Source organism: Cellulomonas gilvus ATCC 13127 (assembly GCF_000218545.1).
Lineage (GTDB): Bacteria > Actinomycetota > Actinomycetes > Actinomycetales > Cellulomonadaceae > Cellulomonas > Cellulomonas gilvus.
In genome coordinates this window covers 3,105,777-3,127,287 of sequence record NC_015671.1, presented here as the reverse complement: position 1 = coordinate 3,127,287, position 21,511 = coordinate 3,105,777, and the positions used below count along the sequence as shown (strand labels likewise).

Here is a 21,511-nt window from a genome sequence, read left to right as displayed (position 1 = left end):
GCACCACGCCGGGCGGGACGCCCGAGGCTGCCGCCGAGCCGCTGCCGTACGAGGCGCCGCGGCACGTGAGCCCGCTGCTGGCCAGGCGGGGAGCGGTCGCGGGCGCCGGGCCGGATGCGGGCGTCGCCTGGCACTACGGGGACCCGACCGCGGAGCAGCGCGCGCTGTCCCGCGGCGGTGCCGTGGTGGACCAGTCGCACCTGGGCGTCGTCCGCGTGGCGGGGCCCGACCGGCTCACGTGGCTGCACTCGATCACCACGGCACAGCTCGCGGACCTGGCACCCCGCACCTCCACCGAGCTGCTGGTGCTGAGCCCGAACGGCCACCTGGAGCACCACGCGGCCGTCGTCGACGACGGCGCCGCGACCTGGCTGATCACCGAGACGCCCGTGGCGCTCGCGGCGTGGCTGAACCGCATGCGCTTCACCCTGCGCGTCGAGGTCGAGGACGTGACCGACGCGTGGGCGGCGATCGGTGAGCCCGTGGGCGCCGAGGGCGGACCCGACGAGCCCGTCACGTGGCGCGACCCGTGGCCCGCGGTCGTCGAGGGCGGGACGCGGTACGGGCCGCCCGCCGCGGAGCACCCGGGCGCCGACCGGGCCTGGCGGCTGGTGCTGGTCCCACGCGGTGAGCTGGCCGCCGCCGTCGCGGCGCGCGAGGCGGCGGGCTGGCCGCTGGCCGGCACGTGGGCCGCGGAGGCGCTGCGCGTCGAGGCGTGGCGGCCCCGCGCCGCGCGCGAGGCCGACCACCGCACCATCCCGCACGAGCTCGACTGGCTGCGCACCGCGGTGCACCTGCACAAGGGCTGCTACCGCGGCCAGGAGACCGTCGCACGCGTGCACAACCTGGGCCGTCCGCCGCGGCGGCTGGTGTTCCTGCACCTCGACGGCTCGGGGCACCTCCTGCCCGAGCCGGGTGCGCCCGTGCACGAGCCGACCGACGTGCCGGGTGAGCCCGGACGGCAGGTCGGCCGGGTGACCAGCGTCGCGCGGCACCACGAGCTCGGTCCCGTCGCGCTCGCGGTGGTCAAGCGCTCGACGCCGCTGGACGCGGTCCTGGTGGTCGCGTGCGAGGGCGGGGCGGTGACGGCGGGCCAGGAGGCCGTGGTCCCCGGTGAGGGCGTCTCGACCGACCGGCCCGCACCGCGCGGCCCGCTCGCGCGCGGTCTGGGCGTCCACCCCGCGCTGTGAGCCCGCCGGCGGACCCCGACCGCACGTCGCGCGGGTGGCACGACGTGCTCCTGGTGGCGCGCGTCCGGCGCCGCCAGGGCGTCGCGCGCGTGCGGGCCGCGTGGTTCCCGATCCTGCAGGCGTCGGTCGCGGCCGGGATCGCGTTCGGCATCGCGCACTACGTGCTCGGGCACCCGTACCCGTTCTTCGCGCCCGTCAGCGCGTGGATCGCCCTCGGCTTCTCCACCGACCGGTCCGCGCGCCGCGTGGCCGAGCTCGCGGTCGGTGTGGCGATCGGCGTCGGGCTCGGGGACGCCGTGGTGCACGTGATCGGCACCGGCCTGTGGCAGGTGGCGCTCGTGCTGTTCGTGGCCGCGACCGTCTCCCGGCTCCTGGACCGCGGCGCGATGCTCACCACGCAGGCCGGCGTGCAGGCCATCGTGATCGTGGGCCTGCCCGCGGCGGCGGCGACCGGCGGGCCGTTCGGGCGCTGGACCGATGCGCTCGTCGGTGGTGCGGTCGCGCTCGCGGTCGCGCTGCTGACGCCGTCGGACCCGCGCCGCCACCCGCGTGCCCTGGGGCAGCGGGCCGTCGACGAGGTCGCGGCCGTGCTGCACCTGCTCGCGCGCGGCCTGCGGGCGGGCTCCGCGTCCGACGTCGAGGACGCGCTGGTGCGCGGCCGCGCGTCGCAGCCCTCGCTCGACGAGTGGACGGACGTCGCGACGAACGCGCGCGACCTGGCGCGGCTGTCACCCGCGGGCCGGCGTCACCACGACGAGCTCGCGCTCCTGGTCGCTGCGTCCGTGCAGGCCGACCGCGCGATGCGCAACGCACGCGTGCTCACGCGCCGCGCGCTCGCGCTGCTCGACGCCCCCGCGACGCACGACCTGCGCGCGGCCGCGGACCGCATCGAGGCGACCGCGCACGCGGCCGACGACCTGGCCGCCGAGATCGGCACGGGCCGCGACCCCGCGCGCGCCCGCGCGGGCCTCCTCGCGGCGGCCGGTGCGCTCGACCCGTTCGTCGTCGCGCCGCAGGACTGGCAGGTGCAGTCCCTGGTGCTGCTGCACCGCTCGCTCGTCGTCGACCTGCTCGAGGCCGCGGGGGAGGACCCCGCGCGCGCCCGCGCGGCACTGCCCGAGCTGTAGCGCGGTGCGTGGGCCGCGGGCGTGGGCGACGGGCCGTACGCTCACGGCGTGGGAGTCGTCGGAAGCGTTCAGTGGATCCTGTACCTCCTCGTGCTGCTGCTCGTGTTCGGGGCGGGGGTGTGGGCGCTGGTCGATGCCGCGCTGCGCCCGGGCACGGCGTTCACGAGCGCCGGCAAGGCGAGCAAGACCGCGTGGGTGCTGATCCTGGTGGGCGCCGTGGTGCTCGCGTTCCTGACGATGCCGCCCGGCGGACCGCTGGCCGGGGGTGGCTTCCTGGTGATGTCGCTCAGCGCGGTCGCGGTGATCGTGTACTTCGTCGACGTGCGGCCCGCGGTCGCGCCCTACTCGCGCAGGCGCGGGGGGCGGGGCAGGTCGGGCGGCACGCCGGGCGGGTGGTGACCCCGTGACCGACGTCGCCACGGGGGCGGTGCCGCTCGCGCGCGTGCTGCGGGGCGGGATCGTCGAGTCCGTGCACCTGGGTCACGTGGTGGTGCTCGCACCCGACGGTGAGGTCCGCCTGGCGCTCGGCGAGCCCGACGTGACGGTGCTGGCCCGGTCCTCGCTCAAGCCGCTGCAGGCCGTCGGGATGCTGCGGCACGGGCTGCGCGTGGACGACCGGGCGCTCGCGCTCGCGTGCGCGAGCCACAACGCCGAGCCGGAGCACGTCGCGGGCGTGCGCGCGCTGCTCGCGGACGCCGGGCTCACCGAGCGGGACCTGGACAACACCCCGGACTGGCCACTGGACCCGGATGCCGCGTTCGCATGGCGCGCGGCCGGCCACGACCGGGCGCCCGTGACCCAGAACTGCTCCGGCAAGCACGCCGCGATGCTGGCCACGTGCGTCGCGGCCGGCTGGCCCACCGCGGGCTACCGGGGGGAGGACCACCCGCTGCAGCGCGCGCTGCGGGCCGCGGTCGCCGAGCTCACGGGAGTGGCCGTCGAGCGCACCACGATCGACGGATGCGGGGCGCCGCTGTTCTCCACGACGCTCGTCGGGCTCGCGCGCGCGTTCGCCCGGCTGGCCCGCGCGCCGCACGACGAGGGGCACGCGGGCACGCCCGAGGCGCGCGTGGCGGCTGCGATGGCCGCGCACCCGTGGCTCGTCGCGGGCGCCGGCCGGGACGCGACGCGGTTCATGCAGGCCGTGCCCGGGCTGGTCGCCAAGGACGGCGCGGACGGCGTGTACGCCGCGGGTCTGCCGGACGGGGGAGCGGTCGCGCTCAAGGTGCTGGACGGGTCCGCCCGGCCGCGCGCCGCGGTGCTGGCAGCCGCGCTCGTGGCCGCGGGCGTCGACCGCGGTGCGGTCGGGCCCGTCGGCGCGACCCCGGTGCTCGGGCACGGCGAGCCCGTCGGCAGCGTCGAGCCGGCGTTCTGACGGGAGGCCGGACGTGCGAGCGGTCGTGCAGCGCGTGACGCGTGCGTCGGTCACGGTCGAGGGGCGCGTCGTCGGCGCCGTGGACCGGCCGGGGCTGCTCGTGCTGGTCGGGGTGACGCCGGGGGACGGGCCCGCACAGGTCGAGGTGATCGCGCGCAAGATCGCGGAGCTGCGGATCCTGCGCGACGAGCGCTCGGCCGTGGACGCGGGTGCACCCGTGCTCGTGGTCAGCCAGTTCACGCTGTACGGCGACACCCGCAAGGGGCGCCGGCCCACCTGGAACGCCGCGGCCCCGGGTGCGGTGGCCGAGCCGCTGGTCGACGCGGTGGTCGCCGCGCTGCGGGATCGCGGGCTCGAGGTCGCCACGGGCATGTTCGGGGCCGACATGGCCGTCGAGCTGGTGAACGACGGCCCCGTGACGATCCTGCTCGAGTCGGCGCCCACCTGACCGGCTGCGCCCACCTGACCGGCCCGCGGTCAGGCGTTCGGGTCCTCGACCGCGCCCAGGAACAGGGGCCAGCCCGAGGTGCCGTCGCGCACGGTCAGGAGGAACGGCCGGTCGACGCGGACCGACTCCAGGGGCATCGACACGTACACGATGCCCAGTTCGGTGACGGCGGCCGCGCGCGCGCCCTGCTCGCCCACCTCGAGCCTCACCTGCTGCTTCGCCTGGCCGAGGTTGACCGGTCCGCTCTCGACGAGGTCGGAGACCTCAGCGGTCAGGCCGCGCTCGTGGGCGAGCGGCAGGAGATCCGTGGTCGTGCTGAGGTCGAGCAGCGGCATGGTGACGTCGGCCGCTCCGGGCTCGGCGTCGTCGAGCGCGGCGGACAACGCCGCGACCAGCTCCGGGTCCGCCGTGGCGGGGCGGTCCGCCTGTGTCGACCCCTCGGGCGGCAGGAGCACGTCCATCGCGAGGTCGTCGGTGAACGGCAGGCGCAGCGCGGTCCAGCCGTCCCGGTGGACCACCGCGAAGTCGTCCGAGGCCGTCATCATGCGCGCCGGGACCGTGCCGTCCGGGGAGGCGAACTCGCCATCACGGGTGCCGCCGTCGAGCGGTGTCTGCCACCGGGCGGCCAGCGTGACCGCGTCCTGGAGGACGGCGAGCAGGTACGGGTCGGGCTGGATCGCGGTCTTCTCGACGAGCCCGCCGCTGTGCTCACGCACCCAGTCGCTCAGGGGCTCGAGCCCTTCGTCGGTCTGCAGGTCCGTGACCTCGACGCCCACGCCGTACGACCGCTGCAGGCGGTCGAGGAACCCGCCGACCAGCTCGTCCGAGTCGTCCACCACGACCTGCTGCGCCGTGTGGACCACGGGCGTCGGCGGCAGCGTGTCCTCACCGACCGTGGCGGCGGGCCCCGCGTAGCGCTCGAGGGATGCGAGCAGCGCGTTGACCGCGTCGGACCGGGCCGCGCCGGAGGCGCCCAGCGCGTCCGCGAACGGGTCCTCCTCGGCGCCCTTCGCACCCTCGGCCAGCATGGACAGCGCGGTCACCAGGCTGGACGGCGAGACCACGGCGGCGCCTGTCTCGTCGGACGAGCGCAGGGCCTGCATGCCGAGCTCCCACGTGGCCGCGACCACGTCGTCGACCGCCGCGGCGTCGGTGAGGGCGAGCCGCTCGCGCTCCCCCTCGCCCGTCTGCAGGCCTGTGGCCGCGGCCGACGACGCGCAGCCGGCCAGGAGGAGGACGGCGGCGACCGCCGCACCACGGTGCGCCCGGTGGGTCGAGCGCGGTCGGCGGCGGTCGATGGTCTCTCGTCGTGTGCCCATGCCCTGTCCATGTGCCGGGCGGGCGGCGCCTTGCAGACAGACGAGACGGCCCCTCCGAGTAAGCGTCGGAGGGGCCGTCCCGTGATCCCAGGCCATCGACCCCCGCGGGCGGACCCGGGGTGCCGTGCCGGCCGGCGAACCGACCGACGGCGCCGCTGTGACGGTGCGGCTCCGTCCCGACACCCGGTCGGCCGGCGAACCGGCCACCCGCGGGCGGGAGGACTGCGATCGACCGTTCGGTCCGTTGCGACCCCTCGCGTCGTCATCCGCGAGCCTCCGGGTCTCCCCGTCGGTGTGGTCGCCCGTTCTCCGGCCGGCCCGTCCTCGCTGGTCCTGTCCCTGCGGAACCCGTCCCCCGGAGGGGCTTTCGTCCGCCGTTCCCGAACCGTCGAGGTCGATGTACCGAGTTCTAGTCCTGGTGCGACGAGCGCCACAAGGGCTTCCCGGAGGTTTCTTTGTCCACACCGTCCTCCACACCGGCGTCCACAGGCCGACCTGGATGAACACGCGCCGAGCACAGGGCTGTGGACAGAATTTGTGGATGAGCCGTGTGTCGTTCACCCGCCCGCCGCACGCCTCGACCTAGCCTGGCGGCAGGCCGAGGCCCCTCCGTGTAAGCGACGGAGGGGCCTCGTCGCGTCCGGGACGATGGGCAGGTGCGTGCCCCTGCGTCGCGGGAGAGCATGGGCTCCATGCGGATCGAGGCAGTCCAGGGCGACATCACCCGGCAGCAGGTCGACGTGATCGTCAACGCCGCGAACTCGAGCCTGCTCGGCGGAGGGGGAGTGGACGGAGCGATCCACGCCGCCGCCGGCCCCGGGCTCCTCGAGGCGTGCCGGGCGCTGCGGGCCGACCGGCTGCCCGCCGGGCTCGCCCCCGGACGCTCGGTCGCGACGCCCGCGTTCGACCTGCCCGCGCGCTGGGTGGTGCACACCGTGGGACCCAACTGGCATGCGGGCGAGCGCGACGCGCCGATGCTCGCGGCCTGCTTCCTGTCCTCGCTCGAGATCGCCGTGCACCTGGGCGCGCGGAGCATCGCGTTCCCGGCGGTGAGCGCGGGTGCCTACGGCTGGGACGTGGGGGACGTCGCGGACATCGCGCTGCACGCGGTACGCGCGTGGCAGCAGGGGACCGCGGCCGACGACGGGGGTGTCGAGCTGGTGCGGTTCGTGCTGTTCTCGCCTGCGGCGCTCGCGGCGTTCGACGCTCAGCTCAGCCGCTGCCCGGGCTGAGCGTCAGCGGCCGAGCCACGCGGTCACGGCCGCGACCACCGGCGCGTCCGGCGGGCCGTGCGTCCCGGGGACGGTCACCAGGCTCAACGGACCCGTGATCGTCGCGAGGTGGCGGGCCAGCTCGTCGGGCGAGCCGTACGGGTCCGTGGCCCCGCTGACCGCGAGCACCGGGACGCTCACCTGGGGCAGGTGGTCGATGCGCAGGTCGTCGGGCCGGCCCGGCGGGTGCAGCGGGTAGGACAGCAGCAGCAGCCCCGCGACGTGCAGGCCCTGCGCGACCGCGATCGAGCTCATGCGGCCTCCGAACGAGCGTCCGCCCACGACGATGCGGTCCGTTCCGACGCCGAGCTCGTCGGCCCACTGCGTCACGCGCTCGTGCAGGAACGGGATCGCCACCTCTGCGCGTTCCGGGCCGGCCTTCCCGCGGTCGCGGTTCGGGAAGTTCAGCCGCAGCACCGGGAGCGGCGCCAGGGCCTCCTCGAGCGCCCGGAGCGTCGGGTGGTCGCGATCGGCGCCGGCACCGGGCGTGAGCACCACGCCCGCGACGCGTGCGGGGTCGGGATGGGTCAGCGCATCGGCCATGCGGCCAGGCTAGCCAGCCGTCGGCGTCAGCCGCAGCGTCTCGACGAGCGTGCGGACCACGCCCGCGTCGTTGTTGGACGGCGCGACGAACCGTGCGCGTGCCAGCACGTCCGGGTGGCCGTTGGCCATCGCGTACGACCAGTGGGCCGCCTCGAGCATGCCCACGTCGTTCAGGTAGTCGCCGAACGCCATGGTCTGCTCGGGTCCGATGCCGAGGTGCTTCTGCAGGGCCCGGACGGCCGCGCCCTTGTCCGCGTCCAGGTGCATCACGTCCACCCAGTGCCGGCCCGAGACGAGCACGCGCGCGGCACCGCCGAACGGCTCCAGCAGGGGCCCCGCCCCGTCCTGCGCGGGGCCGAAGTCGTACACCGCGACCTTGAGCACGGTGTCCTGCACCGCGGTGAGGTCCTCGACCAGCTCGAGGCGCCGGTAGTACGGGCGCACGTGCTGCAGGAACGCGTCGTCGGTCCGCTCGACGTACGCGGACCGCTCGCCGCACAGGACGGTGCCGTGCTCGGCGCCGTCCGCGACCGCGGCGCGGACCGTGCGCACCACGTCGCGTGCTGTGCCCGGGTCGAGCGCCGTGACCGCGACGGTCCGGCCTCCGCTGACCACGATCGCCCCGTTCTCCGCGACGTACGTGAGGTCGTCCCGCGCGAACTGCGCACGCAGCGTCGCGTACTGCCGGCCGGAGGCCGGGCAGACCACGATGCCGCGATCGAGCATCTCCTCGAGCACCGGCCAGAACGAATCCGGCAGGTTCTTGTCGTCGTCGAGCAGCGAACCGTCCATGTCGAGCGCGACCAGGCGCACGTCGGGTGCGGGGGCATGGCTGGTGGGCATGCGTCGATCCTCTCCCACCGCGAACCGTGCCCGGGGATCAGGGCGTGGTCAGCGCGTCCTGCACGCCCGGCTCGTCCGGACCCAGGTAGACCGGGCGCCGGTGCGTCAGGCCGTCCCACCAGGCCTTGTACGACGCGGGCACCTCGCGCAGCCGCCACTGCCACAGCTGACCGGGCTGGACGCTCGCCGACGAGACGCCGACGCCCTGCGTGGTGATGCCGGCCGCGATGCACGAGAACACCGCGCGGCGCACGTGGTAGTCCTGCGTGAGGACGACGGCGCGGTCCACCCCGAACACCCGGTGCGCGCGCACGCACGTGTCGTGCGTATCGAATCCCGCGTAGTCGAGCACGACGTCCCGCTCCGGGACGCCGTGCTCGACGAGGTGGTCGCGCATGGCCGACGGCTCGTCGTGCCCCACCGAGCCGCTGTCGCCGCTGACCAGGATCACCTGGACCTTGCCCGCGTCGTACAGCGACTGTGCGGCGTCGAGCCGGCGGCGCAGGTAGGTGGACGGGGAGCCGTCGGGCCGCAGGCCCGCGCCGAACACGATCGCCACGGGCGCGTCGTCCACCGAGTCGAGGCTGCGCAGGTGGGCCTGACCGGTGCCCTGCACCCACACCAGCGGGACCGCGAGCGTGACGACCACCCCGAGCGCGACCCACAGCGCACGGCGCACGCGCCGACGCCGCGCGCGGCCGGGTGCTCCGGCGGGCGCCTGGTCCGCCTCGGCCGGGATGCTCACGCGCGCAGCCTAGCCGCGGTGGCCGTGCCTTCGGCCGCACGCGTGGATGAGAGACCTCTCATCGCGCGCTCCTGGAGACCTCATCCGCGACGACGAACGTCGGTGGTGCCACGGAGGGACCGTGGCACCACCGACCGAGGAGAACCCCATGCGTCAGCTCCCCCGTTCCGTCTGGATCATCTCCGGCACCCTGGGCGCCGTCGCCGTCGCGGGCGGCAGCGCCCTGGCGGCGTCCACGCCGGACGGCTCGCCCGCCACGCCGTCGAGCACGACGACACCCGCCGGCACCACCCGGACCGCCCTGCCGTCCGACGACGCGTCGGCGCCGTCCGACGACGCGACCCACCGGTCGGCGTACCCGTCCGACGACGCGACGCACCGGTCCGACGACCGCGCACGCCCGACCGACGAGTCGAGCCTCGCGCCGCACCCCACGCCGTCGCCGGGGGCGAGCGACCCCACGCGCACGGAGAACTCCTCGGTGGTCACCAGCGTCACGGCGATCACGTCCGGCAGCGCCGTGACCTCGGGCAGCGCGGCCACGTCCGTCACGCCCGCCAGCCCGGTCACGCCGGTGACGCCCGCGTCGCCCGTCACGCCGCAGTCCCCGGTCAGCGCGCCGAGCGCCGACGACTGAGCCCGACCGGCCGCGCGGGGGATGCTGACCCGATGAGCACGAGCCCCCGCGGTGACGACCATGCTGCACGGCGCGGGAGCCGGCACGCTCCCGCGCCGGCGGCGGCCGACGAGGCGGCCGCGCTCGCGGTCCTCACCGGCGCGGGTGCGGGCGACCTGCTCGCCGCGGCGCTCGGCACCGCGGCGCTGCCCCCCGGTTCCTGGCGGGTCGACGCGGTGCACCACCGGCCGGGTGACGGCGTCACGGTCGGGTACGCCGTGCAGCGCGCGGGCGTCGTGGAGTACCTGCTCGCATCGTCGTCCCGGTCCTGCCCGCGTGACGTGCCGCGCACGCTCGTCGCGACCGGACCCGCGGGGGACGTGGTGGTGTGGCGGCACCCGGACGACCCGCTGCTGCCCGCGCTGCGCCGCGCGTGCGACCCGGCGCTGCTGGCCCCCGCGCTCGCGGGCTCGGGCCCCGTGACCGCGCTCGACCTGGTCGGGTACCGGCCGCTGCGCCGGGCCGTGGTGCGCGCCGAGTGCGACGGCGTGCCGTGGTTCGTCAAGGTGCTGCGCCCGGCGGACGGCAACGCCGCCGACGTGGTGGCGCGGCACCGCCTGCTCGCGGCTGCGGGCGTCCCCGTGCCGCACGTGGCGCGCGCGGACGACGACGGGCTCGTGGTGCTGCATGCGCTCGCGGGGACGCCGCTGCTCGAGGCGCTGGTCGCGGGCGCCGACGTGCCGCTCGACGATGTGCTCGCGGTGGTGCAGGCGCTCCCCGCGGCCACGCTCGACCTCCCGGCCCGGCGCCCCTGGTCGGCGCGTGCGCACTCCTACGGGCACGCGCTCGCGGTGCGTCCCGCGCTCGCGGAGCGCGCCCAGGGGCTCGCGGACGCGGTCCGGCGTGGCCTGCGGCGCACGGACGCGGGTCCCGTGGTGCCGACGCACGGCGACCTGCACGAGGGTCAGCTCCTGGTCGGCGCCGATGCGCGCCCCACGGGCCTGCTCGACGTGGACACGGTCGGGCCCGGGCACCTGGTGGACGACGTGGCGTGCCTGCTGGCGCACCTGCGGGCGGTGCGGCCCCCGACGCCCGAGCTGCTGGCCGTCGCCGCGGCATGGACCGAGCAGGCGGGCGGGTTCGTCGACCCGGACGCGTTGCGCGTCCGCACCGCGGGGGTGCTGCTCTCGCTCGCGGCGGGTGCGCTGCCCGCGGACCCCGCGGAGCCGCACGACGAGGCCGAGCGGCTCCTGACCGCTGCCGAGGAGCTCGTCGGCGGGGTCTACGCCTCGAACCGGTAGCCGACGCCCCGCACGGTCGTGATGAGCCCGGCGCCCAGCTTGGTCCGCAGGTACCGCACGTAGACGTCCACCACGTTGGACGACGGGTCGAAGTCGTAGCCCCACACGCGCGAGAGCAGCTGCTCGCGGGACAGCGCCGACCCGGCGTTGCGCAGGAACGTCTCGGCGAGCGCGAACTCGCGCGCGGACAGGTCGACGACGCGCCCGTCGACGGTCGCGCGGCGCGAGCGCAGGTCGAGCGTCACGGCGCCGCGGCGCAGCACGGTCGTGTCGTCACCCGCGTCCTGGTCGGTGCGCAGCCGCAGCCGTACGCGCGCGAGCAGCTCCTCGAACCGGAACGGCTTGGCCATGTAGTCGTCGGCCCCGCCCTCGAGCCCGGCCACCGTGTCCTCCACCGAGCTGCGGGCCGTGAGGATGATGACGGGCAGGCGCGAGCCCGCGGCACGGACCTGGCGCAGCACGTCGAACCCGTTCCCGTCGGGCAGCCCGATGTCGAGCACCATGAGGTCCATCTCGCCGCTGAGCGCCAGGTCGAGCGCCTCGCGTGCGGTCCCGACGACGGTGGGTGCGTAGCCCGCCGCGCGCAGGCCCTTGGCGACGAAGGACGCGATCCGCGCCTCGTCCTCGACCACCAGAACGCCGCTCATGCGGGTCCCTCCTCGTCGTCGTCCCGCTCGTCGGGCGTGCCGTCCGCGCCATCGTCGGGTGCCAGCGTGACCGGGACGTGCAGCACGAACGTGGATCCCACGCCGGGCGTCGACGACACGTCCACGCCGCCGCCGTGCGCGCGCGCGATCGCCGCGACGATCGCCAGGCCGAGCCCGGCGCCCTCGGTCCCCGCCGACTGCTCGGTGCGCTCGAACCGCTCGAAGATGCGTGCCTGGTGCTCGGGCGCGATGCCCACGCCCTCGTCGCGCACCCACAGCCGCAGCGTGCCGTCGGCGACCGCGGAGCCGAGCGTGACGGTCGAACCGTCCGCGGAGTACTTCACGGCGTTGCTCGCGAGCTGCAGCCACGCCTGGGTGAGCCGGCGGGGGTCCACGAGGCACCGCTGGTCGGCGCGCTGGTCGACGCGCCACGTCCGGCGGCCGAGCCCGGTGGCCTTGTCGAGCACGTCGTCCGTCAGCACGCCCACGTCCGTGGGCACCGGTCGCACGAAGCCCTCGCGGTCGGCGACCGCGAGCACCAGCAGGTCGTCGACCAGCAGGCGCATCCGGTCCACCTCGTCCAGCGCGAGCTCGCGCGTGGCGCGCACGTCCGCGGCGTCCTCGACGTCCATGAGCTCGAGGTGCCCGCCGATCACGGTGAGCGGTGTGCGCAGCTCGTGACCGACGTCGTCCAGGAGGCGACGCTGCGCCGCCATGCTGGTGTGCAGCCGGTCGAGCATCGCGTTGACGGTGTGGCTGTGGCTTTCGCGGCTCGATGGCGGGCGGCTTTCGCTGCTGGGGGCGGCCGTAATGCCAGGTGGACCCTGTCCTCGGTGCGCTACGGGCCGGAGTTGATCGCCGGCAGCGTGACGACGAAAGTCGCGCCGGCGCCGACGCCTGCGCTGGCGGCTGTGATGGTGCCGCCGTGCGCCTCGGTGAGCGCCTTGCAGATCGCCAGGCCGATACCTGACCCGCCGCTGGCGCGGTCACGTGCAGTGTCGGCGCGGTAGAACCGCTCGAACACGTGCGGCAGGTGCTCGGGGGCAATGCCCTTCCCGGTGTCACGGACGGCCAGGGCGACGCGGCTGGGGTCATCGACGGCGCGGGCGCGCAGGGTGATGGTGCCGCCGGCGGCGGTGTGCCGCAGGGCGTTGGCGACCAGGTTGTCCATGACCTGGGCGATGCGGTGGCGGTCGACTGCCACCGGCCCAGCGCCGGAGCCGGCGTCTGGGTCGAGGGCCAGGTGCACGCCGGCCGCGGCGGCGCGGTCGCGCCATGCCGCCGCGGTCTGCTCGAGCAGGTCGCGTGTTGGCACGGGCTCGACGTTGAGCACGAGGTCACCGGCTTCGGCGCGGGTCACGGCGGCCAGGTCCTGCGCGAGCCGGGTCAGCCGTGCCGCCTGGTCGGCCAACACCGTCATGGTGGCCTCGTCCATGGGCTGGGCGCCGTCCTGGACTGCCTCGAGGTACCCGGCGATGGTGGCCACGGGGGTGCGGACCTCGTGGGCGACGTCAGCCAGCAGGCGGGCGCGCAGCCGGTCGGCGTCTCGCAGGCGGGCGGCCATGGTGTTGAACGAGTCGGCCAGGTCGTCGAACTCCGCGCCGAGGCCGGCCGCGGGGACGCGCGACTCGTACTCGCCCGCGCCCAGGCGGGCGGCCGCCTTGGACACGGTGGCCAGGGACCGACCGATGCGCCCGGCGAGCACGACGCTGACGGCCGCGGAGGTGATCGCTGCGGCGCCCAGGGCTAGGGCCAGGGAAACCGCGCTGGCGTCGCGGAACGCCCGTTCGGCATGCAAGACCGCGCTGTCGTGGTCCTGCAGGCCCGCGCGGACCATGTGCTCGTGGAACAGGCCGGGCCCGACCGCGGAGGCGACCAGCCACGCGGTGAACGCCGCCACCGCCAGGACCACGACCAAGGCGGCGAGCAGCCGCGCGGCCAGACCCCACCGTGTGCCCGGGGCGGGGCTCATGTGCCGGTGCCGATGCGGTAGCCGACTCCGCGGACCGTGCACACGAACCGTTGCTGCTCGGGGCTGTCGCCGAGCTTCTGACGTACGTGCAGGACGTGGACGTCGACCAGGTGCTCATCCCCGACCCAGTTCGGTCCCCACACCGCCTCGATCAGGGCCCGTCGGCTGAACACCCGCCCGGGCCCCGATGCCAAAGCTGCCAGGACGTCGAACTCGGTCCGGGTCAACGGCACGGGCCGGCCGTCGAGGTGGACCTCGCGGGCGTCCAGGTCCAGGCGCAGCGGGCCGACGTCCACGCTCGGCCGGGCCGTCGGAGCGGCAGCAGGTTGAGCGGGCCGGCGTGGCCGGCGCAGCAGGACCCCGACCCGGGCCATGAGCTCGCGGGGGCTGAACGGCTTGGTCATGTAGTCATCCGCTCCGACCGACAGGCCGATGAGGGTGTCGACCTCTTCCGCGCGGGCGGTCAGCATGATGACGTAGCAGTCGGAGAAGGTCCGCAGCTGGCGGCACACCTCCACCCCGTCCAGGCCCGGTAGGCCCAGGTCCAGGACCACCACGTCGGGGTCGACCGCGCGCAGCACCCCGACCGCCTCGGCCCCGTCGTAGCTCACGTAGACCTCGAACCCGTCCCGCTCGAGGTACCCGGCGACCAGCCGCGCCAGTGCCTGCTCGTCGTCGACGACGACCGCACGACGGGACGCCGCTGCCGGGGCCGAAGGAATGCTCACTCCCTCATTGTCGGCGGGCCGGCCACCGGGCCCGGGATCTTCATCGAACCTTGATCGGCGAGCGACCGGTACTTCAGTGACCGGCACCGATGATGGTGCGCGTTCGCGTCGGCGCCCCGTGCCCACCGCACTGCCAGTGCGTCGAGACCACTGCTCACCGCGCCGACGCGTACCTCACCCGCGACACCACGAAGGAGAGACCCGATGGGCTGCTGCCAGGCCACGACCACCATCACGACCGCGAGCACCGCGCAGGACACGCTCGAGACGGACCAGGCCGTCACCAGCGACGGCGGCTGCTGCGGTGGCGACGCCACGGGGAACGACTCGTGCTGCGCGCCGAGCGCGACCGTCTGAACCACCTGCACACCTGTTCTGGGAAGGACCTTCCGTGATGATCACGACCCGGCGGCGCTTGGCTGCTACGGCGACCGCCCTGGCGTTGGCGGTGGCGTTGAGCGCCTGCTCCGGCGCCGCGTAGCCGGCCGCCGAACCGCCGGCTGCAGCGGCGACCTCCAGCGCTCCGGAGGTCGAGGAGGCCAGCGAGCACAACGACGCGGACACCGAGTTCGCGCAGATGATGATCATCCACCACCAGGGCGCCATCGAGATGGCTGACCTCGCGGTCGACAGGGCCGGCAGCGAGGAGGTGAGGGCGCTGGCCGAGCGGATCTCTGCCGCGCAGGGCCCGGAGATCGACGAGATGACCTCGTGGCTCAAGGCGTGGGGCGAGGAAGGCCCCCAGGACGCGGACATGGGCGGCATGGATCACGGCGGCATGGACATGGGCGGCATGGACATGGAGTCCGCCATGGCCGAGCTGGACGGGCTCTCGGGCGCGGAGTTCGACCGCGCCTTCCTGGAGATGATGACCGAGCACCACCGCGGCGCGATCGAGATGGCGGAGACGCACCTGGCCGACGGCGCTTACGCCGAGGCCCGGGAGCTGGCGCGCACGATCATCGACGACCAGACGCGCGAGATCACCGAGATGGAGAACGTGCTGCGCACCCTGTGATCGGCGAGCGGCACCGGCCGCGAGCTTTCACCGATCTGTCGCTGGATCCCTCGGCGACCACGTACCTGGGCCCGCCATGTCCGCCGGAGGTCCCTCGGCGTGCCCGGCCGTACAGACCACCGCATGGGGCAGTCCCGGTCGACATCAGTCATCGGCGGGTGGAACGGCGACCAGTTCTCTTCCAGCCGGTCAGCCGGTCGTCAGGGGTCCGAACGTGGCCCCACCATCCGCGGACTTCAGCACCTCATCCGCGGTCACCACCACCACCCCGACCCCTCCGTCGGGGCCGCGGGCCGCGCCCACGGCCGCGACCGGCTCACCCAGGGCACCGACCTGCGTCCACGTCTGCCCGGCGTCCTCGCTGCGCGCCACGTTCCCGTCCGGGGTGACGCCCACGGCCACCGTGTCGTCGGCGAACGCCACGTACTGCAACAGCGGTGCCTGTGGCTGCTGCCACGTCGCGCCCCCGTCGTCGGACCGGTACACCCCCGCCCCGCTGGTCGCCACCAGCACGCGGCCGTCGGGAGATGCGGCCAGGGCGAACGGTTCGACCGGTGCGTCCAGCTCGGTCCAGGTCTGCCCGTCGGTGGTGCTGCGCAGCACGGAACCGTCGTAGCCGACCACCGATGCGGTCGATGCGGTCAGGGCATGGAAGTCGGACTGCCCACCGCGTGAGAGCGGCTGCCAGGTCTGCCCGGCGTCGGTGGATTCGGCCAGCCCCAGCGGCGCCGGCAGGTCCACCCCGGGGCTGGGGTGGCCGGAGGAGTAGAAGTGGTCCGGTCCCGCGACTGTGAAGCCCATCAGGTCGATTACCGGTCCCACCCGCTCGGGCCCGTGCGGCCCGTACCGGAACAGCCCGTCATGGCTGGCCAGGTACACCAGCCCGTCGGCCGGGTTGACCGCTACGCCGTGGACATGGCTGCTCGGCAGGCCGTCCACCGCGGCCGCGCCGGTACCGGTCGGGCCGGGCTCAGATGCTACCGGCGGTGCGTGAGTCGAGGCGGGCCCGGCTTGCGGGGGCGCGGCGCAGCCGGTCGTGACGGTGGCGATCAGCCCGAGGCCGACCAGGGCGCGCGCGCCTGCCGTGGCACGGAAACGAGAGATGGAGCGGCGGGGCATCAGCGGGGTGAGCCTTTCGGTGTGGAGTCGGTGCGGGCCGGTCGCGTCGCCGCTCAGGGCTGGGTGACGCGGGCAGGGTCCAGGTCCAGGCGGCGCAGGAGCTGGGCGTTGGCGGCGACCACCATGGTCGAGGCGGACATCAAGATCGCCCCGACAGCCGGTGACAGGACGAACCCGGCGAACGCGAGCACGCCCGCGGCTAGGGGTACCGCGATGAGGTTGTACCCGGTCGCCCAGACCAGGTTCTGCCACATCTTGCGGTACGACGCCTGGGACAGCACGATCACCGACACCACCCCGCGGGGGTCGTCCGAGGCCAGGACTACCCCAGCGGACTCCACGGCGACGTCCGTGCCGGCGCCGATCGCAATCCCGACGTCGGCTCGAGCCAGCGCAGGTGCGTCGTTGACGCCGTCACCGACCATCGCGACCTTGTGCCCGCGGCCTTGCAGCTCGCTGACCTTGGCGTCCTTGTCGGTCGGCAGGACCTGGGCGAACACCTCGTCGATGCCCAGCTCGGCGGCGACCGCGTCGGCGACCTGCTGGGCGTCGCCGGTGATCATCGCCACCCACACACCGCGGGCGTGCAGCGCCGCGACCGTCTCGCGGGACTCCGGGCGGATGGCGTCCTCGACCGCGACCGCGCCGATGACCTGCCCGTCACGCACGATGTGGAGCACCGACGCCCCCCGGTCCACCCACGGCCGGGTCGCGGCCTGCACGTCCGCCGGGGCGATCCACTGCCGCTCGGCGAGCAGCGCCGGTCCGCCCACGACGATCTCGTGGCCGTCGACACTGGCCTGCACCCCGCGCCCCGGCAGGGCGCGGAAGTCCCGGGCGGACGCCGGCGTGCGCCCGGCCACGCGCACGATCGCCCGCGCCACCGGGTGCTCGCTGTCGGCCTCGGCCGCCGCGGCCAGGGCCAACATCCCGGTCTGGTCCACCCCGCTGGTGGCGACGGCGCCGGTGACGGCGTGCGCGCCCTGGGTCAGGGTGCCGGTCTTGTCGAACAGGACCGTGTCGACGGTGCGCATCCGCTCCAGGGCCAGCCGGTTCTTGACCAGCACGCCGGCGCGGGCGGCCCGTTCGGTGGAGATCGAGATCACCAGCGGGATGGCCAGGCCCAGCGCGTGGGGGCAGGCGATGACCAGCACCGTGACGGTTCGCGTGACCGCGTCGGCGGTGTCGCCGAACACCAGCCACGCGGCGAAGGTGAGCACGCCGGCGGCCAGGGCGAAGTAGAACAAGAACGCCGCGGCCCGGTCGGCCAGCGCCTGCGCGCGTGAGCTCGACGCCTGGGCGTCGGCGACCAGCCGCTGGATGCCGGCCAGGGCGGTGTCCTGCCCGACCGCGGTCACCCGTACGCGCAGCGTGCTGTCGGTCGAGACGGTGCCGCCCACGACCGCGTCCCCTGCCGCCCGGCGCACCGCCCGTGACTCCCCGGTGATCATCGACTCGTCCAGGTGCGCCTCGCCGTCCACGATCTGCCCGTCGACCGGCACCCTCCCTCCGGGGCGGACCAGCACGACGTCATCGGTGGCGAGCTCCGCCACGGCCACCTCGAGCGTCCCGGAGGACGTGACTTTCTCGGCCCGGTCGGGTAGCAACGCCGCCAGGGCGTCCAGCGCACCCGACGCGGCGCCCAGGGCGCGCATCTCCAGCCAGTGCCCCAGCAGCATGATGACGACCAGCAGCGCCAGCTCCCACCAGAAGTCCAGCTCCATCGCCGCACCCAGGGTGGTGGCCCACGACGCGATGAACGCAACCGTGATCGCCGACGCGATCAGCAGCATCATCCCGGGCCGGCGGCTGCGCGCCTCCACCACCGCGCCGGTCAGGAACGGCCAACCGCCGTAGAAGAACACGACCGTGCCCAGCACCGGGGAGATCCACTCCGACCCGCCGAACGTGGGCGGGGTGTACCCGAGCAGCTCGGCGAACATGTGGCTGAACACCACCACCGGCCCCGCCAGCACCAGGCTGACCCAGAACCGGTCCCGGAACTGCGCCACGTGGTGTCCGTGCCCGGCGTTGCCGTGCTGGGCGTGCGCCTGCTCGGCCCCGTGCCCTGCGCCGCCGTGGTGGTCCCCGCCGTGGGTGCCGCCGTCGTGGCCCCCGCCGTGGGAACCCGCAGCGGCCACCGTGCCCGCGTGCCCGGCATGGTGGTGCTTGGTGTGGCCGCTGTGCTCGTCCGCGCTCATCATCGCCTCCACTATGGGTACCCCGTTGGGGTATGCGGCAGGAACCGAAACTGCCGGGCTCGTGTTCCCCACAGTGCCCAGTGGCGGCGGCCTTCATCGAAACTTCATCGCCATCCCCCGGGCCTCGCGGTGCGGCCCGTGACGTGGATCAGTAGCGTCGAACGCATCCCGGCGGCGTGCGCCACCTGTGGCAGCGCCCCGCCAACGCAGCTGACCACGGAGGGCGCGATGAAGACGACGCAGATGCTCCAGACCTACCCCGCCGAGATCAACCTCGACCGCGACCTGCTCGCCCGCGTCATCGACGCACTGGTGGAGTGCTCGCAGTCCTGTAGCGCGTGTGCGGACGCGTGTCTGAGCGAGGACATGGTCGCCGACCTCAGGAAGTGCATCCGCACCAACCTTGACTGCGCGGACAGCTGCGCCACCACGGCGCGGATCCTGTCCCGGCACACCGGGTACGACGCCAACATCACCCGCGCGCACCTGCAGGCGTGCATCGCCGCGTGCCGCGCCTGCGGCGACGAGTGCGCCCAGCACGCCCAGATGCACGAGCACTGCCGCATCTGCGCCGAGGCGTGCCGGACGTGCGAGGCGGCGTGCACCGAGCTGCTCAACGCCATCGGGTGACTACCTCGCCCGCCGCGAACCGAGGCGCCGACCCCACCGAGCCGACCGCGGCAGGGCCGCACCACCACGAAAACCAGGCAGTGAAGGGAGCGGGTCCCGTGTCGATGAAGGGACACCAGGAGGTCGAGGGTCAGCACCAGGGCCAGGGCGGCCACCACATGAGGAACATGTACCTGCGATACGCGGCGATGATCATCACCGGGATCGTGGTGATGTACGCGGTCATGTTCGTCGGCACCTACCGGTGGGACCACGTCCGCTTCAGCGAGAGCCGCGTCTTCATGGCCCTGACCATGGGCGGGACCATGGCGCTGGTGATGCTCGGCTGGATGCTGAACATGTACAAGAACGCCAAGGCCAACATCGCCGTCGTCGCAGCCGGCGTCCTGCTGATCGCCGGCGGGGTGTTCCTGGACCGCAGCCAGACCACCGTGCAGGACACGGCGTACATGAAGTCGATGATCCCGCACCACTCCCTGGCCATCACCCGCTCCGAGCGGGCCGAGCTAGCAGACGTCCGGGTGTGCGAGCTCGCCGTCGAGATCAGCGAGGCCCAGCGACGTGAGATCGACGAGATGGACTGGCTGATCCAGGACATCCAGGCCAACGGGCCAGCCACCACACCCGAAGAGGCCCAGGGGCGCCCGGTCCCCGCCTTCGAGGCGTCCGCAGACCGCCAGTGCGCGCCCGGCTGACGCGGCTGCGCCTTCGCTGCAACCGACCGTGAGGTCGCATCAGTACAGCCTCATGCGTGTAAGAATCTGCGTATGAGCGAAGATTCAAGGGGTTGCGATCTGGCGCTGGACTCGCCGTACGTAGAGCTCGCGGTGGAGGTCTTCGCGATGTTGGCGGACGCGACGCGGGTTCGGATCATCCTCGCGCTGCGCGGTGGGGAACTGGCGGTCGGCGACCTGGCCCAGGCGGTGGGCAAGTCCCCGACGGTGGTCTCCCAGCACCTGGCGAAGCTGCGCCTGGCCCGGATGGTGACCACCCGCCACGAGGGCACGCGGGTCTTCTACAAGCTGGCCGATGAGCACGCCCGCCAGCTTGTTACCGATGCGGTCTTCCAAGCCGAGCACTCCATCGACGCCCACCCGCGTCACCACCACGCGCAGGACGTCCAGTGAACGGCCAGGATGCGCGCGACCACCAGCGCGGCGGCGCAGCGGGCGAGGTGACGACCTCCGGCGAACACTCCTGCGAGCACGGCCATGGGCATGGGCGGGACCGCGCACCCGAGCACGGTCACGATCACCCGGCGGGGATCCGCGGGTGGCTGCACGAGGTGTTCGTCCCGCACAGCCACGACGCGGCCGACTCGATCGACGACGCCCTCGAGGCCAGCAGCCAGGGCATCCGCACGGTCAAGATCAGCCTCGTCGTCCTCGGCGTCACCGCTGTGGCGCAGCTCGCCATCGTCGCGGTCAGCGGCTCGGTCGCCCTCCTGGCCGACACCATCCACAACTTCTCCGACGCCATGACCGCCGTCCCGCTGTGGATCGCGTTCGTCCTCGGCCGACGCGCGCCCACCCGGCGATACACGCACGGCTACGGGCGAGCGGAGGACCTCGCCGGTCTGTTCATCGTGGCCATGATCGCCCTATCCGCAGTCGTGGCCGGCGTCGAGTCGATACGCCGGCTCGCCGACCCCCAACCTCTGGACAACCTCGGATGGGTACTCGGTGCCGGGATCATCGGATTCGCCGGGAACGAGGCCGTGGCCGTGTACCGCATCCGCATCGGGCGGCGCATCGGATCCGCCGCGCTGGTCGCCGACGGCCTGCACGCCCGCACCGACGGGTTCACCTCCCTCGCAGTCGTCCTAGGCGTCATCGGGGTGTGGGCGGGGTTCCCCCTGGCCGACCCCGTCGTCGGGCTGCTCATCACCGCCGCGATCCTGATCCTGCTGTGGGGCACAGCCCGCGACGTCGGGCGCCGCATCCTCGACGGCGTCGATCCCGCGCTGGTCGACCGCGCCGAAGACACCCTCGGGCACGTCGACGGCGTGAACGACGTCACCGACCTCAGGCTCCGGTGGTCGGGCCACCGCCTCAACCTCCAGGCCGCCCTTGGTGCAGATCCGGCCACCACGGTGGCCGAGACCGACGCGCTCACCGCGCGCGCTGACCATCACCTCCGGCACACCCTGCCAAATCTCGGACGTGTCGACCTCACCGTCATCAGTTCCCAGCCTCATCGCACATGAACCCGACCGTCGGCTCCGGGACGTCTCCTGTCGCCTTGCCTGACGCTCAACGACAGCGCCAGACCAGCGAGCCGGTCAACGACAAGCCGTCGTCCCTCCGAACGACCGCCCACGTCGTCCCGTATTCGAGCGTTTCCGCTACACCGCGGAGCTCCGACCAGACGCAGTTGTGGCTTTCAGCGCTGGGTGGCGGGAATCTGTCGCCGCAATGT

The 21,511-nt window shown here is 74.2% G+C and carries 23 protein-coding genes and 1 pseudogene; 12 read left to right on the top strand and 12 right to left on the bottom strand.

Going from position 1 to position 21,511, the window contains the following annotated elements; all coding sequences use genetic code 11:
- Nucleotides 1-41: 41 nt before the first annotated feature.
- The 5 genes from ygfZ to dtd are packed head-to-tail and all read left to right on the top strand — an operon-like array spanning nt 42 to nt 4,140.
- Nucleotides 42-1,190 carry a CAF17-like 4Fe-4S cluster assembly/insertion protein YgfZ gene (ygfZ, locus tag CELGI_RS14260; RefSeq protein WP_041574800.1) on the top strand — a complete coding sequence of 383 codons (1,149 nt, stop codon included), beginning with the start codon at nt 42-44 and terminating at the stop codon, nt 1,188-1,190.
- Nucleotides 1,187-2,317, top strand: coding sequence for an FUSC family protein (locus tag CELGI_RS14255; RefSeq protein ID WP_013884838.1), 1,131 nt, complete (start codon nt 1,187-1,189; stop codon nt 2,315-2,317). Before ygfZ ends, CELGI_RS14255 begins: the two co-directional genes overlap by 4 nt.
- 48 nt (nt 2,318-2,365) lie before the next feature.
- Nucleotides 2,366-2,716, top strand: coding sequence for a DUF2516 family protein (locus CELGI_RS14250; RefSeq protein WP_041574799.1), 351 nt, complete (start codon nt 2,366-2,368; stop codon nt 2,714-2,716).
- Between the two features lie 4 nt (nt 2,717-2,720).
- On the top strand, nt 2,721-3,692 hold the full coding sequence (locus CELGI_RS14245) for an asparaginase (RefSeq protein WP_013884836.1): 972 nt from the start codon (nt 2,721-2,723) through the stop codon (nt 3,690-3,692).
- 13 nt (nt 3,693-3,705) lie between these two features.
- The gene (gene dtd / locus CELGI_RS14240; protein ID WP_013884835.1) at nt 3,706-4,140 is read left to right on the top strand and encodes a D-aminoacyl-tRNA deacylase; all 435 of its coding nucleotides are present in this window, start codon (nt 3,706-3,708) and stop codon (nt 4,138-4,140) included.
- Between the two features lie 29 nt (nt 4,141-4,169).
- Here the strand turns inward: dtd and CELGI_RS14235 are convergent, their stop codons facing one another.
- Nucleotides 4,170-5,459: a serpin family protein gene (locus tag CELGI_RS14235; protein WP_013884834.1), complete on the bottom strand. Its 1,290-nt coding sequence runs from the start codon at nt 5,457-5,459 to the stop codon at nt 4,170-4,172.
- 692 nt (nt 5,460-6,151) lie between these two features.
- Between CELGI_RS14235 and CELGI_RS14230 the strand changes: the two genes are divergently transcribed.
- Complete coding sequence (locus tag CELGI_RS14230) at nt 6,152-6,691, top strand: O-acetyl-ADP-ribose deacetylase (RefSeq protein ID WP_013884833.1); 540 nt, start codon at nt 6,152-6,154, stop codon at nt 6,689-6,691.
- Between the two features lie 3 nt (nt 6,692-6,694).
- Here the strand turns inward: CELGI_RS14230 and CELGI_RS14225 are convergent, their stop codons facing one another.
- The 4 genes from CELGI_RS14225 to CELGI_RS14210 form a co-directional block, all read right to left on the bottom strand.
- The gene (locus CELGI_RS14225) at nt 6,695-7,273 is read right to left on the bottom strand and encodes an alpha/beta hydrolase family protein (RefSeq protein WP_013884832.1); all 579 of its coding nucleotides are present in this window, start codon (nt 7,271-7,273) and stop codon (nt 6,695-6,697) included.
- Nucleotides 7,274-7,282: 9 nt separating this feature from the next.
- The gene (locus CELGI_RS14220; protein ID WP_013884831.1) at nt 7,283-8,116 is read right to left on the bottom strand and encodes a Cof-type HAD-IIB family hydrolase; all 834 of its coding nucleotides are present in this window, start codon (nt 8,114-8,116) and stop codon (nt 7,283-7,285) included.
- Nucleotides 8,117-8,153: 37 nt separating this feature from the next.
- Nucleotides 8,154-8,861, bottom strand: a complete 708-nt coding sequence (locus tag CELGI_RS14215) for a SanA/YdcF family protein (RefSeq protein WP_013884830.1) — start codon at nt 8,859-8,861, stop codon at nt 8,154-8,156.
- Nucleotides 8,862-9,014: 153 nt separating this feature from the next.
- On the bottom strand, nt 9,015-9,458 hold the full coding sequence (locus CELGI_RS14210) for a hypothetical protein (RefSeq protein WP_013884829.1): 444 nt from the start codon (nt 9,456-9,458) through the stop codon (nt 9,015-9,017).
- 72 nt (nt 9,459-9,530) lie between these two features.
- On the opposite strand from CELGI_RS14210, the gene CELGI_RS14205 reads away from it, so the two are divergent.
- Nucleotides 9,531-10,778 (top strand): phosphotransferase family protein, encoded by a 1,248-nt coding sequence (locus CELGI_RS14205; protein WP_013884828.1) that lies wholly within the window; start codon nt 9,531-9,533, stop codon nt 10,776-10,778.
- Here the strand turns inward: CELGI_RS14205 and CELGI_RS14200 are convergent.
- The 5 genes from CELGI_RS14200 to CELGI_RS17185 form a co-directional block, all read right to left on the bottom strand.
- Entirely contained in the window at nt 10,760-11,425 is a 666-nt protein-coding gene (locus tag CELGI_RS14200) for a response regulator transcription factor (protein ID WP_013884827.1), read from the bottom strand. The two genes, CELGI_RS14205 and CELGI_RS14200, sit on opposite strands and share 19 nt — an antisense overlap.
- Entirely contained in the window at nt 11,422-12,165 is a 744-nt protein-coding gene (locus CELGI_RS14195) for a sensor histidine kinase (RefSeq protein WP_049785575.1), read from the bottom strand. Before CELGI_RS14195 ends, CELGI_RS14200 begins: the two co-directional genes overlap by 4 nt.
- Nucleotides 12,166-12,263: 98 nt before the next feature.
- Complete coding sequence (locus tag CELGI_RS14190; RefSeq protein ID WP_245528112.1) at nt 12,264-13,262, bottom strand: HAMP domain-containing sensor histidine kinase; 999 nt, start codon at nt 13,260-13,262, stop codon at nt 12,264-12,266.
- A gap of 131 nt (nt 13,263-13,393) precedes the next feature.
- The gene (locus tag CELGI_RS14185; RefSeq protein WP_013884825.1) at nt 13,394-14,125 is read right to left on the bottom strand and encodes a response regulator transcription factor; all 732 of its coding nucleotides are present in this window, start codon (nt 14,123-14,125) and stop codon (nt 13,394-13,396) included.
- Nucleotides 14,122-14,487 carry a hypothetical protein gene (locus tag CELGI_RS17185; RefSeq protein WP_150104754.1) on the bottom strand — a complete coding sequence of 122 codons (366 nt, stop codon included), beginning with the start codon at nt 14,485-14,487 and terminating at the stop codon, nt 14,122-14,124. The genes CELGI_RS14185 and CELGI_RS17185 overlap by 4 nt, the downstream gene beginning before the upstream one ends.
- A gap of 206 nt (nt 14,488-14,693) precedes the next feature.
- Here CELGI_RS17185 and CELGI_RS14180 point away from each other — a divergent pair.
- A pseudogene (locus tag CELGI_RS14180) lies at nt 14,694-15,143 on the top strand (DUF305 domain-containing protein); the annotation flags it as partial.
- A gap of 189 nt (nt 15,144-15,332) precedes the next feature.
- Here the strand turns inward: CELGI_RS14180 and CELGI_RS14175 are convergent.
- Nucleotides 15,333-16,082: a F510_1955 family glycosylhydrolase gene (locus CELGI_RS14175; RefSeq protein WP_245528111.1), complete on the bottom strand. Its 750-nt coding sequence runs from the start codon at nt 16,080-16,082 to the stop codon at nt 15,333-15,335.
- A gap of 233 nt (nt 16,083-16,315) precedes the next feature.
- Nucleotides 16,316-18,463 (bottom strand): heavy metal translocating P-type ATPase, encoded by a 2,148-nt coding sequence (locus tag CELGI_RS14170; RefSeq protein WP_013884821.1) that lies wholly within the window; start codon nt 18,461-18,463, stop codon nt 16,316-16,318.
- 228 nt (nt 18,464-18,691) lie between these two features.
- On the opposite strand from CELGI_RS14170, the gene CELGI_RS14165 reads away from it, so the two are divergent.
- The 4 genes from CELGI_RS14165 (at nt 18,692) to CELGI_RS14150 (ending at nt 21,299) form a co-directional block, all read left to right on the top strand.
- The gene (locus CELGI_RS14165) at nt 18,692-19,093 is read left to right on the top strand and encodes a four-helix bundle copper-binding protein (protein WP_013884820.1); all 402 of its coding nucleotides are present in this window, start codon (nt 18,692-18,694) and stop codon (nt 19,091-19,093) included.
- Between the two features lie 104 nt (nt 19,094-19,197).
- Nucleotides 19,198-19,788: a DUF305 domain-containing protein gene (locus tag CELGI_RS14160; protein WP_245528109.1), complete on the top strand. Its 591-nt coding sequence runs from the start codon at nt 19,198-19,200 to the stop codon at nt 19,786-19,788.
- Between the two features lie 72 nt (nt 19,789-19,860).
- On the top strand, nt 19,861-20,220 hold the full coding sequence (locus CELGI_RS14155; RefSeq protein WP_013884818.1) for an ArsR/SmtB family transcription factor: 360 nt from the start codon (nt 19,861-19,863) through the stop codon (nt 20,218-20,220).
- A complete protein-coding gene (locus CELGI_RS14150) occupies nt 20,217-21,299 on the top strand; it encodes a cation diffusion facilitator family transporter (RefSeq protein ID WP_013884817.1) in 1,083 nt (360 codons plus the stop codon). The genes CELGI_RS14155 and CELGI_RS14150 overlap by 4 nt, the downstream gene beginning before the upstream one ends.
- The last annotated feature ends 212 nt before the right edge of the window (nt 21,300-21,511 follow it).

Excerpts from the sequence above, each read along its gene's own strand:
- CELGI_RS14205 (WP_013884828.1), top strand. The coding sequence starts at position 9,531 with ATGAGCACGAGCCCCCGCGGTGACGACCATGCTGCACGGCGCGGGAGC.
- CELGI_RS14220 (WP_013884831.1), bottom strand. The coding sequence starts at position 8,116 with ATGCCCACCAGCCATGCCCCCGCACCCGACGTGCGCCTGGTCGCGCTC.
- CELGI_RS14170 (WP_013884821.1), bottom strand. The coding sequence starts at position 18,463 with ATGAGCGCGGACGAGCACAGCGGCCACACCAAGCACCACCATGCCGGG.
- CELGI_RS14165 (WP_013884820.1), top strand. The coding sequence starts at position 18,692 with ATGAAGACGACGCAGATGCTCCAGACCTACCCCGCCGAGATCAACCTC.
- CELGI_RS14155 (WP_013884818.1), top strand. The coding sequence starts at position 19,861 with ATGAGCGAAGATTCAAGGGGTTGCGATCTGGCGCTGGACTCGCCGTAC.
- CELGI_RS14195 (WP_049785575.1), bottom strand. The coding sequence starts at position 12,165 with ATGCTCGACCGGCTGCACACCAGCATGGCGGCGCAGCGTCGCCTCCTG.
- CELGI_RS14230 (WP_013884833.1), top strand. The coding sequence starts at position 6,152 with ATGCGGATCGAGGCAGTCCAGGGCGACATCACCCGGCAGCAGGTCGAC.
- CELGI_RS14200 (WP_013884827.1), bottom strand. The coding sequence starts at position 11,425 with ATGAGCGGCGTTCTGGTGGTCGAGGACGAGGCGCGGATCGCGTCCTTC.
- CELGI_RS14160 (WP_245528109.1), top strand. The coding sequence starts at position 19,198 with ATGAAGGGACACCAGGAGGTCGAGGGTCAGCACCAGGGCCAGGGCGGC.
- CELGI_RS14225 (WP_013884832.1), bottom strand. The coding sequence starts at position 7,273 with ATGGCCGATGCGCTGACCCATCCCGACCCCGCACGCGTCGCGGGCGTG.
- CELGI_RS14235 (WP_013884834.1), bottom strand. The coding sequence starts at position 5,459 with ATGGGCACACGACGAGAGACCATCGACCGCCGCCGACCGCGCTCGACC.
- CELGI_RS14190 (WP_245528112.1), bottom strand. The coding sequence starts at position 13,262 with ATGGTCCGCGCGGGCCTGCAGGACCACGACAGCGCGGTCTTGCATGCC.